Annotated in this window: 12 protein-coding genes; 4 read left to right on the forward strand and 8 right to left on the reverse strand. The window is 69.7% G+C overall.

Features of this window, described 5'->3' with window-relative positions:
• Window positions 1-20: 20 nt before the first annotated feature.
• The gene (locus DC434_RS12600; RefSeq protein WP_116635647.1) at window positions 21-686 is read right to left on the reverse strand and encodes a response regulator transcription factor; all 666 of its coding nucleotides are present in this window, start codon (window positions 684-686) and stop codon (window positions 21-23) included.
• Window positions 674-2422 (reverse strand): ATP-binding protein, encoded by a 1749-nt coding sequence (locus tag DC434_RS12605; protein WP_243408918.1) that lies wholly within the window; start codon window positions 2420-2422, stop codon window positions 674-676. Before DC434_RS12605 ends, DC434_RS12600 begins: the two co-directional genes overlap by 13 nt.
• A 247-nt stretch (window positions 2423-2669) precedes the next feature.
• On the opposite strand from DC434_RS12605, the gene DC434_RS12610 reads away from it, so the two are divergent.
• Window positions 2670-4670 (forward strand): LPXTG cell wall anchor domain-containing protein, encoded by a 2001-nt coding sequence (locus tag DC434_RS12610; protein ID WP_165808064.1) that lies wholly within the window; start codon window positions 2670-2672, stop codon window positions 4668-4670.
• A 70-nt stretch (window positions 4671-4740) separates the two neighbouring features.
• On the opposite strand, the gene dacB is transcribed toward DC434_RS12610, so the two are convergent.
• Both dacB and DC434_RS12620 read right to left on the reverse strand, forming a co-directional pair.
• Complete coding sequence (gene dacB / locus DC434_RS12615; RefSeq protein WP_116635649.1) at window positions 4741-6318, reverse strand: D-alanyl-D-alanine carboxypeptidase/D-alanyl-D-alanine-endopeptidase; 1578 nt, start codon at window positions 6316-6318, stop codon at window positions 4741-4743.
• Window positions 6315-7553, reverse strand: a complete 1239-nt coding sequence (locus DC434_RS12620) for a serine hydrolase domain-containing protein (protein WP_165808065.1) — start codon at window positions 7551-7553, stop codon at window positions 6315-6317. Before DC434_RS12620 ends, dacB begins: the two co-directional genes overlap by 4 nt.
• A gap of 191 nt (window positions 7554-7744) precedes the next feature.
• Between DC434_RS12620 and DC434_RS12625 the strand changes: the two genes are divergently transcribed.
• On the forward strand, window positions 7745-8989 hold the full coding sequence (locus DC434_RS12625) for a serine hydrolase domain-containing protein (protein WP_116635651.1): 1245 nt from the start codon (window positions 7745-7747) through the stop codon (window positions 8987-8989).
• A 33-nt stretch (window positions 8990-9022) separates the two neighbouring features.
• On the opposite strand, the gene DC434_RS12630 is transcribed toward DC434_RS12625, so the two are convergent.
• The 3 genes from DC434_RS12630 to DC434_RS12640 all read right to left on the reverse strand — a co-directional run bounded on the left by DC434_RS12630 (window position 9023) and on the right by DC434_RS12640 (window position 12129).
• Window positions 9023-9688, reverse strand: coding sequence for a response regulator transcription factor (locus DC434_RS12630; RefSeq protein WP_116635652.1), 666 nt, complete (start codon window positions 9686-9688; stop codon window positions 9023-9025).
• Window positions 9676-11364 carry an ATP-binding protein gene (locus tag DC434_RS12635; RefSeq protein ID WP_116635653.1) on the reverse strand — a complete coding sequence of 563 codons (1689 nt, stop codon included), beginning with the start codon at window positions 11362-11364 and terminating at the stop codon, window positions 9676-9678. The genes DC434_RS12630 and DC434_RS12635 overlap by 13 nt, the downstream gene beginning before the upstream one ends.
• A gap of 138 nt (window positions 11365-11502) precedes the next feature.
• Complete coding sequence (locus tag DC434_RS12640) at window positions 11503-12129, reverse strand: TetR/AcrR family transcriptional regulator (protein ID WP_116635654.1); 627 nt, start codon at window positions 12127-12129, stop codon at window positions 11503-11505.
• Window positions 12130-12199: 70 nt separating this feature from the next.
• Between DC434_RS12640 and DC434_RS12645 the strand changes: the two genes are divergently transcribed.
• Entirely contained in the window at window positions 12200-13471 is a 1272-nt protein-coding gene (locus tag DC434_RS12645) for an MFS transporter (protein WP_243408919.1), read from the forward strand.
• 55 nt (window positions 13472-13526) lie between these two features.
• Window positions 13527-13967: an alternative ribosome rescue aminoacyl-tRNA hydrolase ArfB gene (gene arfB / locus DC434_RS12650; protein ID WP_116635656.1), complete on the forward strand. Its 441-nt coding sequence runs from the start codon at window positions 13527-13529 to the stop codon at window positions 13965-13967.
• A 29-nt stretch (window positions 13968-13996) separates the two neighbouring features.
• On the opposite strand, the gene DC434_RS12655 is transcribed toward arfB, so the two are convergent.
• Entirely contained in the window at window positions 13997-14749 is a 753-nt protein-coding gene (locus DC434_RS12655; RefSeq protein ID WP_116635657.1) for a hypothetical protein, read from the reverse strand.
• Window positions 14750-14757 lie beyond the last annotated feature (8 nt).

Raw genomic sequence — 14757 nt, forward strand, 5'->3', positions numbered from 1 at the left:
AACTGCGCCGGCAACCCGCCTCAGCGCGCAGGGGGAACGGCCGCCTGCAGGTGCCGGATGACGGCGAGCACACGGCGATGGTCGTCGGCGTCGACCGGGAGCCCGAGGGCGTCGTAGATGTTCGAGGTGTGCTGGACGACGGCCTTCTCGCTGAGGACCAGCTGGGCGGCGATGGCGGCGTTGCTGCGCCCTTCGGCCATCAGGCCGAGCACCTCGACCTGACGCGGCGTCAGACGGCCAATCGCCGAGGTGCCCCGACTCGCCCGCGCGACCAGCACCGACACCAGCTCGGGATCGAGCGCGGTGCCGCCGGCGGCGACGCGACGGATGTCGGTCGTGAACGTGTGGGCGTCGGCGATGCGCTGCTTGAGCAGATACCCGAAGCCTCCGCCCCCTCCTTCGAGGAGCTCGGTCGCGTAGCGGCGCTGCACATGCTGCGACACGACGACCACGCCGATGTCGGGGTGGGTGCGACGGATGCGGAGCGCGGCCACGAGGCCCTCGTCCGTGTACGTCGGCGGCATCCGGATGTCGGTCACGACCAGGTCGGGCGCGTGACGCGCCACCTCTCGTTCGAGCTGCGCCGCGTCGCTGACGCTCGCGAGCACGTCGAGGCCGTCCCGCGCGAGGATGTGCGCGATCCCCTCGCGCAGCAGCACCTCGTCCTCGCCGATCACGACACGCATGGCAGCTCCACTCTCACATTCGTTCCGGCCGAGGGCTCGGACTGGATCTCGATCGTGCCCTTGAGCGCCTCGACCCGGTCGGCGAGACCACGGAGGCCGACTCCCGCACCGATGCGCGCGCCGCCGATCCCGTCATCCTCGATCTCGAGCCGCATGACACCGTCGCGCTGCGCCATCGTGACGCGCACGTTCGACGCCCGCGCGTGCTTGACCGTGTTCGAGAGCGCTTCGGCGACGATGAAGTACGCGGTGTGGGCGGTCGAGGTGGCGATCATCGTCTCGTCGAGTTCGGCGTGCAGGGTCGCGGGAACGGCGAGTCGATCCACGAGGTCCTCGGTCGCGGCCACGAGCCCCTGTTCGAGCAGCGCGGCCGGAAGGACGTTGTGCACGAGGTGTCGCAGGTCGGCGGCGGCCGCGTCGATGCCGTGGCGGAGGGCTTCGACTTCTCCGGTGACGGAGGAGTCCGAGGCCGAGTTGGCGATCGTCTGCGCCTCGATCGCGAGGAGGACGAGCTGCATCTGCAGGCCGTCGTGCAGGTCGCGGGCGATGCGGAAGCGCTCACGGTCGGCGGCCTCGACGATGCGGATGCGGGAGTGGGTGAGCGCCTCGTTGCTCGACAGGAGCTGCGTGGTCAGGCGCTCGCGGTCCAGGGCGATGGCGAGGACCTCGGCGGCCCGGCGCACGGGAGACGGGTCGGCGATGATCCGCGCGTCGTACTCGACGGCGCCGACGAGCTCCTCGTCGACGACGACCTGGAGCCAGCCGCGCTCGCCGTCGGTCTCGTCGATCGCGACCTCGGCGCCGTCCTCATCGACGAAACGATGCTGTGCGGCATCCCAGTAGACGACCCGCAACGAGCGATCGCCGAGCGTCGTGGCGAGCGCCTGCGCGACCGCCGGACGGCTCGCCCCGCGGATGGCGAGCCACTCGCTCAGCGCCTCGAGCGGCGTCGTCCGGATGAAGCTGCCGAGCAGCACGCCGAGGAGGAAGGCGATCGGGAGACCGGCAAGGAGCAGGATCTGCAGCGAGACGATCAGTACCGGTGAGGCGCCCAGTGGGAACAGGATGTTCGGAACGTTCGGCAGCCCGACGACGGCGATGATGCCGTAGACGAAGAGCGGGAGCAGCACACGTCGGTGGGCGGGGTCGGCGGCGCGCAGACGTCGCACCATCACGATCGCCGCCATGATCATCGCCGAGAGCCCGAGCCAGGTCTGCGCGAACGAGAGGGGACCGAAGGCCGCCGTCCCCTCCGCGAGTGCTCGCGCGGTGCCGAATCCGATCGCGATGATGTAGACGTACACGACGATGAACGTCGAGAAGCGGCCGCGCAGCCGTCCGGAGGGGAAGGCGAGCAGCAGGTGCACCGCGACGGCGAGGGTGCTGCTGCCGAAGACCTTGTAGAGCGGGATCAGGGCCGGGGCGTCGAGGTACCCCGTCGCGACGAGCAGGATCGAGACGGCGCCGATGAGCAGCAGACCGCCCATCCCGTTCGTCGGTCGGCGCCACCAGGCGCAGATGCCCGCAGCCACCCAGATCCAGAAGAGCACCACGAACTCGACGACCTCGAACAGGCTGCCGCCGGCATCCGCCCCGACCGCGAGCACGATCACGCCGATGAGTCCGGAGAGCAGGCCGATGAAGATCAGGGCGAGCTCGAGCGAACCCACCCTCCCGCCCTGCAGCCGGCGCGGCGTCGGATCGGTGAGGGGGGAGATGGAGCGGTCTGAAGACAAGGGAGTCCCTCTCGAGAGAGCAGGGTGTGCACTGCGATCAGATCTCACCCTCCTGCACGGCCCGGCACCGAACAAGCGACCTGAGTCCCCTTTCGGCGAGGACCCCGGTCCTGCCCGCGCACAGGCGCGACCCAGGTCCATGGTGTGCACCTTGGGCGCCCCGGAGCATGGATCGGGAGTGCCGCGCCGCGTCACTCACCGTGCTCGGGTGCCTCGCACCGGAGCGACCGACTCCAGGGACGAGAACATGGGAATACGAAGAAAGGCCGCCGCGATCGTGACAGCCGGGATGCTGATCGCGTCATCGCTCGCCATGGGGAGCGCGCTCGCGCTTCCCGCCGCCGCCGACGACGGGTCGGCCGAACAGTCGATCGTCGAGGCAGTCGATCCGGCGGTGTCGCCGTCGGATGCCGAAGGAACGCCGGATGCCGAGGGAACCCCGGATGCCGAGGGAACGCCGGATGCCGGTGTGCCGGAGGCGTCCGACGACGAGGGCGCCGCTCCTGAGCCGAGACTCGACGAGGTCGTGCCGGACGAGGAAGAGGCGCCGGTCGTCCCGCAGGATGACGCCGCTGATGACGCCGCTGATGACGCCGCTGAGGACGCGGGTGGCGTCGGCGCGCTCGCCGAGCAGCACGCCACGCTCTGGGCGAGCGTCGACCTGTACCGGGTCACGCTCGTGGAAGGGGCGCTCACCGGGACCACGAAGGGGCACGTCTCCGCTGTGCCCGGCAGCGTCTCGGCGACCGCGACGAACGTCTTCAACGTGACGGGGACCTACGCCGACGCCGCCGCGACGGGTATCGATGCGACGGTCGTCTACAAGGTCCGCATGGACATGCCGCACGCACCGAATGAGAGCACCTGGATCCAGGCGCGCATGCACGTCGAGGGTGGAACCAGCTACGCGGAGTGCGACGTCTTCACGGGCGACCCGCGTGCGGGCGGAGTGGTCGCGACCCCTGCGCCGTACACGTGCTTCCCGCACCGCACCCAGAGCTTCCCGAACGTGCGCTACACGTTCGCGATCGAGATGAATCGCTACGTCGAGTCGTCGGGAACGATCCACGCCGTCGGCCCGGTGTCGCTCTCGGAGGGGAACTTCACCTTCGAGCAGCCGTTCCGGATCGCGGGGACGGAGAACGTCGTCGCGGGCGGCACCACCACCTTCTCGACGCTCCAGCGCGAGTCCGACACGAAGGCTTCGGTCGAACCCGACACGGCCAAGACGTGGTTCTCCTACCGGATCCAGGAGACGAAGGACGTCGCCGGGGTGCCCACCGTGGTCCCGTCGAAGTACTACATCGCCGGCATCGTGAGCCGGAACCGTTCGGGGAGCAACCAGACGTCGTGCTGGATCTTCGATGTGGATCCCACGGGCTCGACGCCGTGGCAGGACCTCAAGAGCCCGCGGGCCACGCCGTACACCTGCACGGCGACCGGCGATCGAGTCGACAGCGGTCATCTGGCGGCGACGATCATCGTGGCCAAGCGCGACATCATCGTCATCCCGGCGACGGAGCGCCCGCGTCAGAGCGAGCTCTACCGCGACGTGTGCACGAACCGGCCGGACGACTGCGACCTCTCGCTCGCGACCGTCGTGCAGCAGCCGGGGACCCATCGGGTGATGTCGCCCAAGTGGGGCAACATGGAGCACCCCGAGCCGATCAAGCACATCTTCAAGTTCACGTCGAAGCAGTCGACCACGACATCCTTCGGGACCGAGCTGACGCTCGGGATCGAGGGAGGGCTCGGTGTCAAGTACAAGGCCGAGATCAAGGCCTCGTTCGGCTACGAGATCGCGAACGAGACCTCGTACACCGATGAGCAGGAGGTCGAGATCAAGCCCGGTCGCAGCGCCTTCATCGTCGGCGCACCGCAGATGATCCACACCGAGGGCGACATCTACGTTCTGCATGGAGACAGGCTCTACATCCTGCAGAACGTGATCGCCGACTTCCCGCGGGTCGGACTCGACAACTGGAACTTCTGGGACGAGAGCGAGCCGATCCCCGGATGGACGCCGGGAGGCGTGGGAGGCGTGCAGAACCCGCCCCTCACGGATCTCGATCCGGCAGCTGCCGCGGCAGCAGCCGCAGCGGCGGGACGCGCGACGTCCGGAAAGGGCTCGCTGGCCCAGACGGGCGGAACCGCTGACGTGCTGACGTTCGCGTTGGCGGCGGGCCTCACGATCGCGGGCGGGCTGCTCCTGTTCGCACGGCGCCGTCGGCACCACCCGGCCGAGTAGTCGGCGACAGCACAGAAGAGGACGCCCGGGCTCAGGCCCGGGCGTCCTCTTCTGTGTCGGCGGAAGCCGATCAATACGCCTGCTGGATGATCGCGGCGACCGCGCCGACGTCGTCGTTCGCGTCGAGGATGCCGTTCGGATCGGGGAGGAACCCCTGCGTGACGATGATCGTGAACGCGAGGTCGCGACCGGAGGCCGTCTCCATCACGCCGCCGAGCGTCTTCGTGGAGAGGCGGAACCTCTGGTTGAACGGGTCGCTGTTGAGGAGGGTTCCGGTCTTCGCGAACACCTTGCCGGCAGCAGGGCCGTCGGCCTCGACCATGACGAGCGAGCCGTCGACACCGAGCACCGGCATCGTGGCCTTCCAGCGCTCCGCATCGGGACGCTCCGCCATCAGCGTCTGGATCTGCAGGGCGTTGGCGGGCGTGACGTAGTTGCCCTCCAGGCCCGAGCCGTCGATCAGCGACGCTCCGGTGACGTCGAGGCCCGCCTCCTTCCAGATCTCGCCGGCGATCGGTATGCCCTTGTCGCAGTCGGTCTCGCCGCGCTCCACGGCCAGGCGGCAGACGAGGGTCTGCGCACCGCGGTTGTAGCTGATCTTCATCACATACGTGACCTCCTCCTCGAGCGGGAGCGACTCCAGCTCGGCGACCGAGGGCAGCGCCTCGACGGCCGCGAAGTCGGCGAGGGTCTCGGTCGTGTTGGTGGCGAGGGGATCGGTGCCCACCGCCACGCCCGCGCGCCCGAGTGCCTCGATGAACGCCGTGCGCGCGAACGTGGCAGGGTCGTCGAACGCGTAGGACTTGAGCTGCGGCACGCTGTCGGCGGCGATGGTGCCTGAGACGACGACCTCGCCGTCGCGCGAGGAGTCCTCGAGGGTGATGGCGGTGACGCCGCCCGCCTCGACGGTCTCGACGGTCGATGTGACGATCCACGGCGAGACGACCGGCACCATCTCGGTGGTGGCAGGCTCACCGGGCTCGGACGGGTGCACCATGACGTCCACCAGGTTCTGGTTGACGATGATGGGGGTCACCGCCTGGCCGCCGAGCTTGCCGGTGAACAGACGGTCGTCCACCAGCACGTCTCCGGCGACGGAGTCGATGCCCGCCGCCTTCACCTGGGCCGCGAGGTCGTCGAGTCCGGTGAGAGGGTCCTGCGGGGTGAGACTCGAACCGGGCAGGAAGTTCGCGTCGTTGTGGTCGAGGTTCGCGAAGTCGACGGTCCCGTCGTCCTTCGTGCGCCCGCCCATCGTGAGATCGCCCATCCCGACGAGCACGAGGTCGCCGCCGAGGACTCCCGCGGTGATCTCGCCGGTGCGCTTGACGGGCGTCGTGATGGTGTGGTCCGGTCCCCATTCGAGCCACGCGGCGCCCGCGCTGTACGTCTTCACGAACGAGCCCGGCTCGACCATCCGGTTCGCGCCGAGATCGATGAGCTCCTCGCCGGTCTCGAGGTCGGTCACCGCGATCGACCAGGTGGCGTGCTCGTACCGTTCCTGGTTCATGACCGCGAGTGCGGCATCGGGCAGACCGTCGACGGAGTTCGGATCCGCGGCGTCCTCGGCGGTGCAGGCCGTCGTGCCGACCAGGAAGAGACCCGCCACGGCGGCGGCCGCCGCCCCCCGGCGGAGGGACCCCGGGGTCATTCTCCGCTCCCGGCGGCGAGGGCCTCGGCGATCCGACGGAAGGTCTGATCGGCCGGGTGGGCCTTGGGCACCACGTTGGAGGCGTTCATGAACACCGCGATGCTCGCACCGGTCTCGGGGTCGTGGAACACGGCAGCCGTGAATCCCAGTCCCTCGCCGTTGTGCCCCCACCAGCCGTTCGTCTCGCCGATACCCAGTGCGTACTGGTCATAGGGCGGTCCCTCCTCGAGGGGAGCGCCGCTCTGCCGCTCGGTCTGCGTCGACGGTTCGAGCAGGAGCCCCGATCCGAGCGCCTCGGCCCAGACGCGCGCGTCGTCGAGCGTGCTCACCATCGATCCCGCCGGTCCGTAGATCGACAGGTTGTCGTTCTGCACGACCTGCTCGCCGTCGAGCAGCACGTAGCCGTTCGGGTGATCCGTCCAGGTGGAGGCGTCCAGGGTGTAGCGGGTGCCGCTCTGGCCGAGGGGCTGCAGGATCCGCTCGTCGAGCGCGTCCGCGAACGGCTGACCGGTCACCTTCTCGACGACGGCGCCGAGGAGGTTGGTGTTCGCGTTCGTGTAGACCTTGCGCTCGCCGGGGGCGAATGCCGCCGGCTGGCCGACGAGGAAGTCGTTCAGCTCGGCGAGAGTGAAGATCCTCGCCTCGTCCGCGCTGTAGGCGGCGCCGAAGGCCTCCGTCGACGTGTAGTCGGCGTTGCCGCTCGACATGTCGGCGAGCTGGCGGATCGTGATGCTGTCGCCGTTCGCGATCCCGTCGACGTACTTGCCGATCGTGTCGTCGAGGCTGAGCTTCCCCTCGTCGACGAGCTGGAGGATGAGGGTCACGGTGTACGACTTCGTGACGCTGCGCAGCGGCCAGGTCATGTCGAGCGACACAGGCGTGTCGGCATCGATGTCGGCGAGGCCGACGGCCGAGGTCCACGATCCCTCGCCGGGAATCCACACGCCGACCGCGGCGCCCGACACGTCGTACTCGGCCATCGTCCGGTCGACGATCTCCTGCAGCTCCGTCTGGAGGTCGGCGGGCAGCTCGCCCTCGGGCGCCGCGGGCCGGAGCGAGTCCGTGGCCGTCGGCGTCGCGCTCCCCTCCGGAGCGGTGGAGCCCGCGCACCCTGCCAGCAGCAGGGAGATGACTCCGACGGCGGCGATGCCCGCCACGGTGCGCCGATCGGATCGGGGTGTTCGCGCGCGCTCGTGCGTGTGCGCGAGCAGCGGACGACGGATGTGGTGTGTCATGGGGTCTCCCAGCGTCGGATTCCGAGGGCGGTGGCCCATCATGCCCACTTTTCTCCCCGAGGGGTGTCGTCCGCAATGGACCCCGGTCCCTGATCGAGAGGGGACCCAGGTCCATAGCCCCCGCCTCTGCCGCACGGGAGACTGATCGAGGTTCTGCATGCCCGCAGACCCGAGGGGAAGGTGTCGAGGACATGGTGGGTTACGAGAGATCAGCGCTGCGGCGTGGAGCATCGCGGTCGCAGCGCCTGCTCGCGGTCGTCGCGACCGCGGCGGTCGCCGTGGGGCTCGCCGGGTGCGCGGCGCCCGCGCCGGAGGCATCCGCGAAGCCCTCGGCAGCGGCAGACGGCGCCGTGGAGTTCGATGCCGCGACGCTGACGGCGATGTTCGAAGAGCAGGCCGAGGAGATGATGCTGCCGGGCGCCGTGGTGATCGTGCGCACTCCGGACGGCGACATCGAGGTGCCGTACGGCGTGACGGAGTGGGGAGGCTCGACGCCCGTCACGCTCGACGACCACATCCGCATCGGGTCGAACACCAAGACCTGGACCGGCACCGTGATCCTGCAGCTGGTGGAGGACGGCAGGATCGCCCTCGAGGATCCCGTGTCGAAGTACCGTCCCGACGTGCCCAACGGCGACAACATCACGATCGAGCAGCTGCTGACGATGCGCAGCGGACTGTTCAACTACACGACGACTCTCGAGTTGAACGCGGCGCTGGATGAGACTCCCGACCGGGTGTGGGACCCGGAGGAGCTCGTGCGGATGGGGTTGGCGGGGGAGCCGTACTTCGCGCCGGGCGAGGGGTACATGTACTCCAACACGAACACGGTCCTGCTGGGGCTGATCGCGGAGCAGCTCGAGGGGAAGAAGCTGCCCGAGATCTATCAGGAGAGGCTGTTCGAGCCGCTGGGCCTCACCGAGACGTCGTTCCCCGCGCTCGCGGATGCGTCGATCGCCGAGCCGGTGGCCCATGGCTACATGTTCTCGAACAACGTCGACACGATGGAGGGCTCGGCACTGCCGGCCGATGAGCTCGCGGCGGCGCAGGCGGGGGAGCTGCTGCCGACGGATCACACGGACGACAATCCGTCCTGGGCGTGGTCCGCGGGGGCGGGCATCTCGACCGCGCCGGAGCTCGCGACGTGGGTCGAGGCACTCGGCGGGGGCGGAGTGCTGAGCGATGAGATGCAGCAGAAGCGCATCGAGAGCGTCCAGCCGTCCGACGGAGAGGGTGCGTACGGCTGGGGCGTCGCCGGCATGGGGTCGTTCTACGGGCACATCGGCGAGATGCCGGGGTACAACTCGTTCATGGGGTACGACCCCGAGACCGACGTGACCGTGGTCGTCTGGGCCACGCTCGCGCCGAACATGGAGGGGAATCCGGCGGCTGCCCTCATCGCCCGGTCGCTGATCGAGAAGATGTACGGCCTCTGACGCGAGCCCGAGGTCCCGTCGGTGTCCTGCGAGTCAGGGCGCGGGCGGGACCGCGGCCTGCAGGTGGCGGATGACCGCGAGCACGCGACGGTGATCGTCCGCGTCGACCGGCAGGCCGAGCGCGTCGTAGATCCTCGAGGTGTGCTGCACCACGGCCTTCTCGCTCAGCACCAGCTGGGCCGCGATCGCGGCGTTGCTGCGGCCCTGCGCCATCAGGCCCAGCACCTCGACCTGTCGCGGGGTCAGGTGCGCCACAGCGGAGGTTCCGCGGCTCGCCCGCGCGACCAGCACCGAGACCACCTCGGGATCGAGCGCGGTGCCTCCGGCGGCGACACGGCGGATGTCCGCCGTGAACGTGCGGACATCCGAGATCCGCTGCTTGAGCAGATATCCGAACCCGCCGGCTCCGTCCTCGAGGAGCTCGGCCGCGTAACGGCGCTGCACATGCTGCGAGACGACGACCACGCCGATGCCCGGGTGGGCGCGACGGATCCGGAGCGCGGCGAGGAGCCCCTCGTCGGTGTGGGTGGGCGGCATCCGGATGTCGGTGAGCACCAGGTCGGGCAGATGGCGCTCGACCTCGCGTTCGAGCTCGACAGCGTCGCTGACGGCTGCCAGCACCTCGAATCCGTCATTCGTGAGGATGTGCGCGATGCCCTCCCGCAGCAGCACCTCGTCCTCGCCGATCACGACGCGCATGGCAGCTCCACCTCGATGTTGGTGCCGCGCAGCGGCTCCGACCGGATCGCGATGGTGCCCTGGAGGGCATCCACCCGGTCCGCGAGGCCCCGCAGCCCCACGCCGGCCCCGATCCGCGCGCCGCCGACGCCGTCGTCCTCGATCGCGATGGCGATCCGGCCGTCGCGCTGGTCCAGGGTCACGCGCACATGGGAGGCATCGGCATGCTTGACCGTGTTCGACAGCGCCTCGGCGATGATGAAGTAGGCCGTGTGGGCGGTCGACGTCGTGATGGCCGTCTCGTCGACCTGTGCGACGAGGGTGGCGGGCACCGATAGACGATCCACGAGGTCTTCGGTCGCGGCCACCAGCCCTCGCTCCAGCAGCGCCGCCGGCAGCACGTCGTGCACGAGCCGGCGCAGGTCCGCCGCCGCCAGGTCGATGCCGCGCCGCAGCTTCTCGATGTCTCCGGTCGTCGCCGATTCCGCGGCGGCGTCCGCGATGGTCTGGGCCTCGATCCCGAGGAGGACGAGCTGCATCTGCAGCCCGTCGTGCAGGTCGCGGGCGATGCGCGAGCGTTCGCGGTCGGCGGCGTCGACGATGCGCACACGGGATCGGGTGAGCGCCTCGTTGCTGACGAGCAGCTGCGTGGTCAGGCGCTCGCGGTCGAGGGCGATGGCGAGCACCTCGGCGGCGCGGCGCACCGGCCAGGGCTCGGCGATCATGCGCGCGTCGTACTCGATGCCGCCGACGAGCTCGTCGTCGACCCGCACCTGCAGCCAGGCCCGGTCGGGGTCGGCGGCATCCGGATCGACCGGTGCCCTCTCGCCGCGCTCGTCGATGTACTGACCGCGGGAGGCGTCCCAGTACGCGACACGGAGCGTGTCGTCACCGACGGTGGTCGCGAGCGCCTGGGCGACGGCGGGCCGGCTGGCCCCGCGGATCGCGAGCCATTCGCTCAGAGCCTCCAGCGGGGTGGTGCGTGTGAAGCCGCCGCGGAGCACGCCGAGGAGGAAGGCGATCGGGAGCCCGGCGAGCAGCAGACCCTGCAGGGAGACGACGACGTCGAATCCGACGCCCATTGGGAACAGGAGGTTCGGGAGCAGCGGCAGGCAGACGACGGCGAGGAGGCCGTAGGTGAACAGGGGGAGCAGCACCCGCCGATGGGCGGCGTCCGCCGCCCGCAGGCGGCGCGCGAGCACGATCGCGGCCAGGGCCATCGACGTCAGGCCGAGCACGCTCTGCAGGAACGACAGCAGCTCGAATGCCGCGGTGCCCTCCGTGAGGGCGCGCGCCGTGTCGAACACGATGCAGGTCACGTAGCCGAGCACGACGGCGAGCACCGCCAGGCGTCCGCGCACGCGGCCGGACGGGAACGCCATGAGCAGGTGGATCGCCACACCCAGCGGGGTGGTCGCGAAGACGGCATTCACCCAGAAGAGCCCCGGAGCACCGACGTACCCCGTGCTGACGAGGAAGACCGAGACGGCGCCGATCAGAAGCAGCGGGCCGATCCCGTTGGTCGGTCTCCGCCACCAGGCGATGATCCCGGCGACCGCCCAGATCCACGCGAGCGCGACCAGACCGATGCCCGCGACCGGGTCACCGGCGCCCGTGGCGCCGACGGTGATCACGATCACGCCGGTCAGCGCGGCGAGGATGCCGATGAAGATCAGCGCGATCTCGAGGGATCCCATCCGACCGCCCTGCAGGCGTCTCGGTGTCGGTCGGGTGAGGGGCGAGACGGGGGCCTGTGATGACACGGATGGTCTCTCGTTGGGGATGTGGGTGAGGGTGGTTCCACACTGGCGGACGCCCGCCGGGAGAGCAACCGATCAGCGAGAGGCGGTGAGGCGTGCCTCTATCGGAGCCCACCCGCTCTCCAGCACCGCGAACCCGGCGTCGAGCGTGCCGAGCTGGTCATCGTCCTCGTTGACGAGCAGTTGCATCTGCAGCACGAAGCGCGCGTAGACGCGGGTCTCGGCGGTGGGTCCCGGCAGGCCGAGCTCCTCGGCGATGGCGGCGGAGAGCGCGTCCTCGTGCCGCAGCCACATCTTCGCCGCGTAGTCGCGCAGTGCGGGAGTCTCGTTGAGGAAGCGCAGGAAGATGCGCGTGACGTCATTACCGTGCTCGTCGACGTTGGCACGGATCTCGGCGGCGTAGAAGTCGTGGATCGCCCGGTTGATCGTGCTGCCCTCCGGCCGGTCGCGCACGGCGGAGACGAGCCGGTCGCGCTGCTCGTCGTCCTCGTCGAAGACGAGCGCCTCCTTCTGCGGGAAGTGCGCGAACACGGTCGTGGGGGAGACGTCTGCGGCGTCTGCGACCTCGCGGATGCTCACGTTGTCGAATCCGCGCTCGAGGAACATCTTCGTCGCGACGTCGGAGATCGCCTTGCGCGTCGCGGCCTTCTTCCGCTCTCTGCGCCCGATCGGCGCGGCGGACGGCTGCTCGGTGGATGCCATGCGCTCAGCCTACCGCGCATTCGATACAAAACTGGCTTGACACCAAAACTGGTATCGATACACTTTCGGTATGACTTCACCAATTCTCCCCGTCCGAGGTGCGAAGCGCGCCTGGGTCATGCTCATCGTTCTCACGATGCTCACCGTCATCGGGATGACGGTCGTCCTCCCCGTTCTTCCCTTCGTCGTCCTGCAGTACGTGTCGGAGGAGAAGGACCTGGCCATCTGGGTCGGCATTCTCGAGGCCGTCAACGGACTCTGCGCCTTCCTCATCGCGCCGTTCCTCGGACGCCTCTCCGATCGCTTCGGTCGCCGGCCCGTCATCATCGCCGCCGCATTCGGCGCGGCGTTCTCCATGGCGCTGTTCGGCATCGGCGGTGCCCTCTGGGTCCTCGTGCTCGCGCGTGTCATCCAGGGGATGACGGCGGGCGACCTGCCGGCGCTCTTCGCGTACCTCGCCGACATCACCCCGCCCGAGAAACGCGCGCAGCGATTCGGCCTCCTCGGTGCGCTCTCCGGGATCGGCATGATGATCGGCCCGGCGATCGGCGGACTCCTGGCGGCGATCAGCATCCAGCTCCCCGTCTTCCTCACCGCCGCCGTGGCGCTGACCATCGCGATCCTCAGCATCTTCCTGCTCCCCGAGAGCCTCAAGCCCGAGAACCGCATCGGCGCGATCGCCCTGCGCGACGTCCAGCCGTTCGCCGTGTTCAAGAACGCTTTCGGCCGTCGGGAGCTCCGTGGACTGATGATCGGCTTCGGAATCCTGGCCCTGCCGTTCGGCTTCTTCGTGAACAACTTCAGCGTGCTCGCGCTCGACTCGATCCAGTGGGGGCCGACCCAGATCGGGCTGATGACGGCGGCGGTCGGCATCATCGACATCCTGATCCAGGGCGTCCTGCTCGGCATCCTGCTTCCGCGGATGGGCGAGCGCGGCGTCATCGTGAGCGGCATCGTCGCCCAGATGGTCGGACTCATCGGGCTCGCCGTCGTGGCCTCGATCTTCGCGCAGCCGTGGCTGTTCATCGTCGGCGCGCTCCTGCTCGCCGCAGGGCAGGGGGCCTCGCAGGCGGCGATGGACGGTGCCATGTCGAACGCGGTCGGCGACGACGAGCAGGGCTGGCTCGGCGGCGCGACGCAGTCCCTCAACGCGGCGATGGGCACGGTGGCGCCGCTCATCGCCGGCGCCCTCTACGTCACGATCAGTCACGCCGCGCCGTACTGGCTCGGCGCCGCGCTCATGATCGTCGCCGTGATCGTCGTGAGTCGTGCGCACATCGCGAACACGGCGAAGAGGTCGCCGAGCGCAGCGCCGGTCGAGCAGGCTCCGGTCGTCGCCTGAGATCGGATGCCGCGCCGGGTCGCCCGCCCTCGTGCGGGGGGAGGATGATGGTCTCATGGCCGCTCCTCATCGACCCGGCCTCCGGGTCACGGCGGGGGTCACGATCCCGGAGTCGGAGCTGTCCTGGCGGTTCTCCCGGTCATCCGGGCCCGGCGGGCAGGGCGTGAACACGGCCGACTCCCGTGCCGAGCTGGTCTGGGACGCCGCCGGCTCCTCGGCGCTGACCCCGGCGCAGCGCGAGCGTCTCCTCGAGCGGCTGAGCGGGCGACTCGTCGACGGGGTCCTGACGATCGCGGCATCCGAGCACCGCGCCCAGCTGCGCAATCGGGATGCCGCTCGCGCCCGTCTCGCCGCCCTGGTCGCCGAGGCGCTGCGGCCGCCGCCGCCGTCGCGCCGACCGACGAAGCCGAGCCGTGGTTCGAAGGAACGGCGGCTGAAGGCCAAGCAGCGCCGCACCGACGTCAAGCAGCTGCGTCAACGCCCCCGCGATTCCTGATCATCGGCCGGCCGACGCGCGGTCCGGGATCAGCGCTGTGACCGCGGCGTCGGTGCGGGCGTGCTGCGGCGTGGCACGTAGTTCTTCCAGGCGGAGCGGAACCCCACGCCGCCGAACGTCATGAACCCGGCGGCGAAGACCGCTCCGACGGCGATCCCGACGCCGACGGCCCACTCGAACGTCCCGCCGCCCGCGACGATGGCCGAGCCGACGAGGAGCCCCGTCACGCAGGCGTTGACCACGATCAGCAGCATCACGGAGCTGCCCAGCAGGATGCTGACGCTGCGGCGCCGCAGGAACGAGTAGGTCAGTTTCATGCCGTCCTGATCGTCGTACGTCGAGGCGAGGAAGATCTCCTCGACGTGCGGGTCGAGGTCGACGTACGCGCCGCGGAGCCGGTTCATGGCGACCACGTACATCATGTCCTCCTCCGAGACGTTCATGACCCGCACCTGCGTCATGAAGCCGATGAGGCTCAGGAACGCCAGGATCGCTATCGATGCGCCGCCGAACCATCCGGAGAACCCCGAGGCCTGCCCCAGGACCCCGATCGTCACGAGTCCCGCCGACACGAGGGTGAGGAAGATCGTGATGCGGGTCAGCACCTCGCTCTGGGCGGTGCTGCGCGCGGCGAGCAGCCCCCAGTGCTCGGTCGCCAGGATCTGCGCGCGCCGAGCGAGCGCCGCATCCGACTCCGTCGCCGGTGCGGTGCGCTCTACCTCGGATGCCGTGCCCTCGCTGCCGTCCGCGGACGAGGACCCCGGCGAGGAGCGCTCGCCCATACCGACAT

The sequence above is a fragment of the Microbacterium sp. TPD7012 genome (assembly GCF_003075395.1).
Lineage (GTDB): Bacteria > Actinomycetota > Actinomycetes > Actinomycetales > Microbacteriaceae > Microbacterium.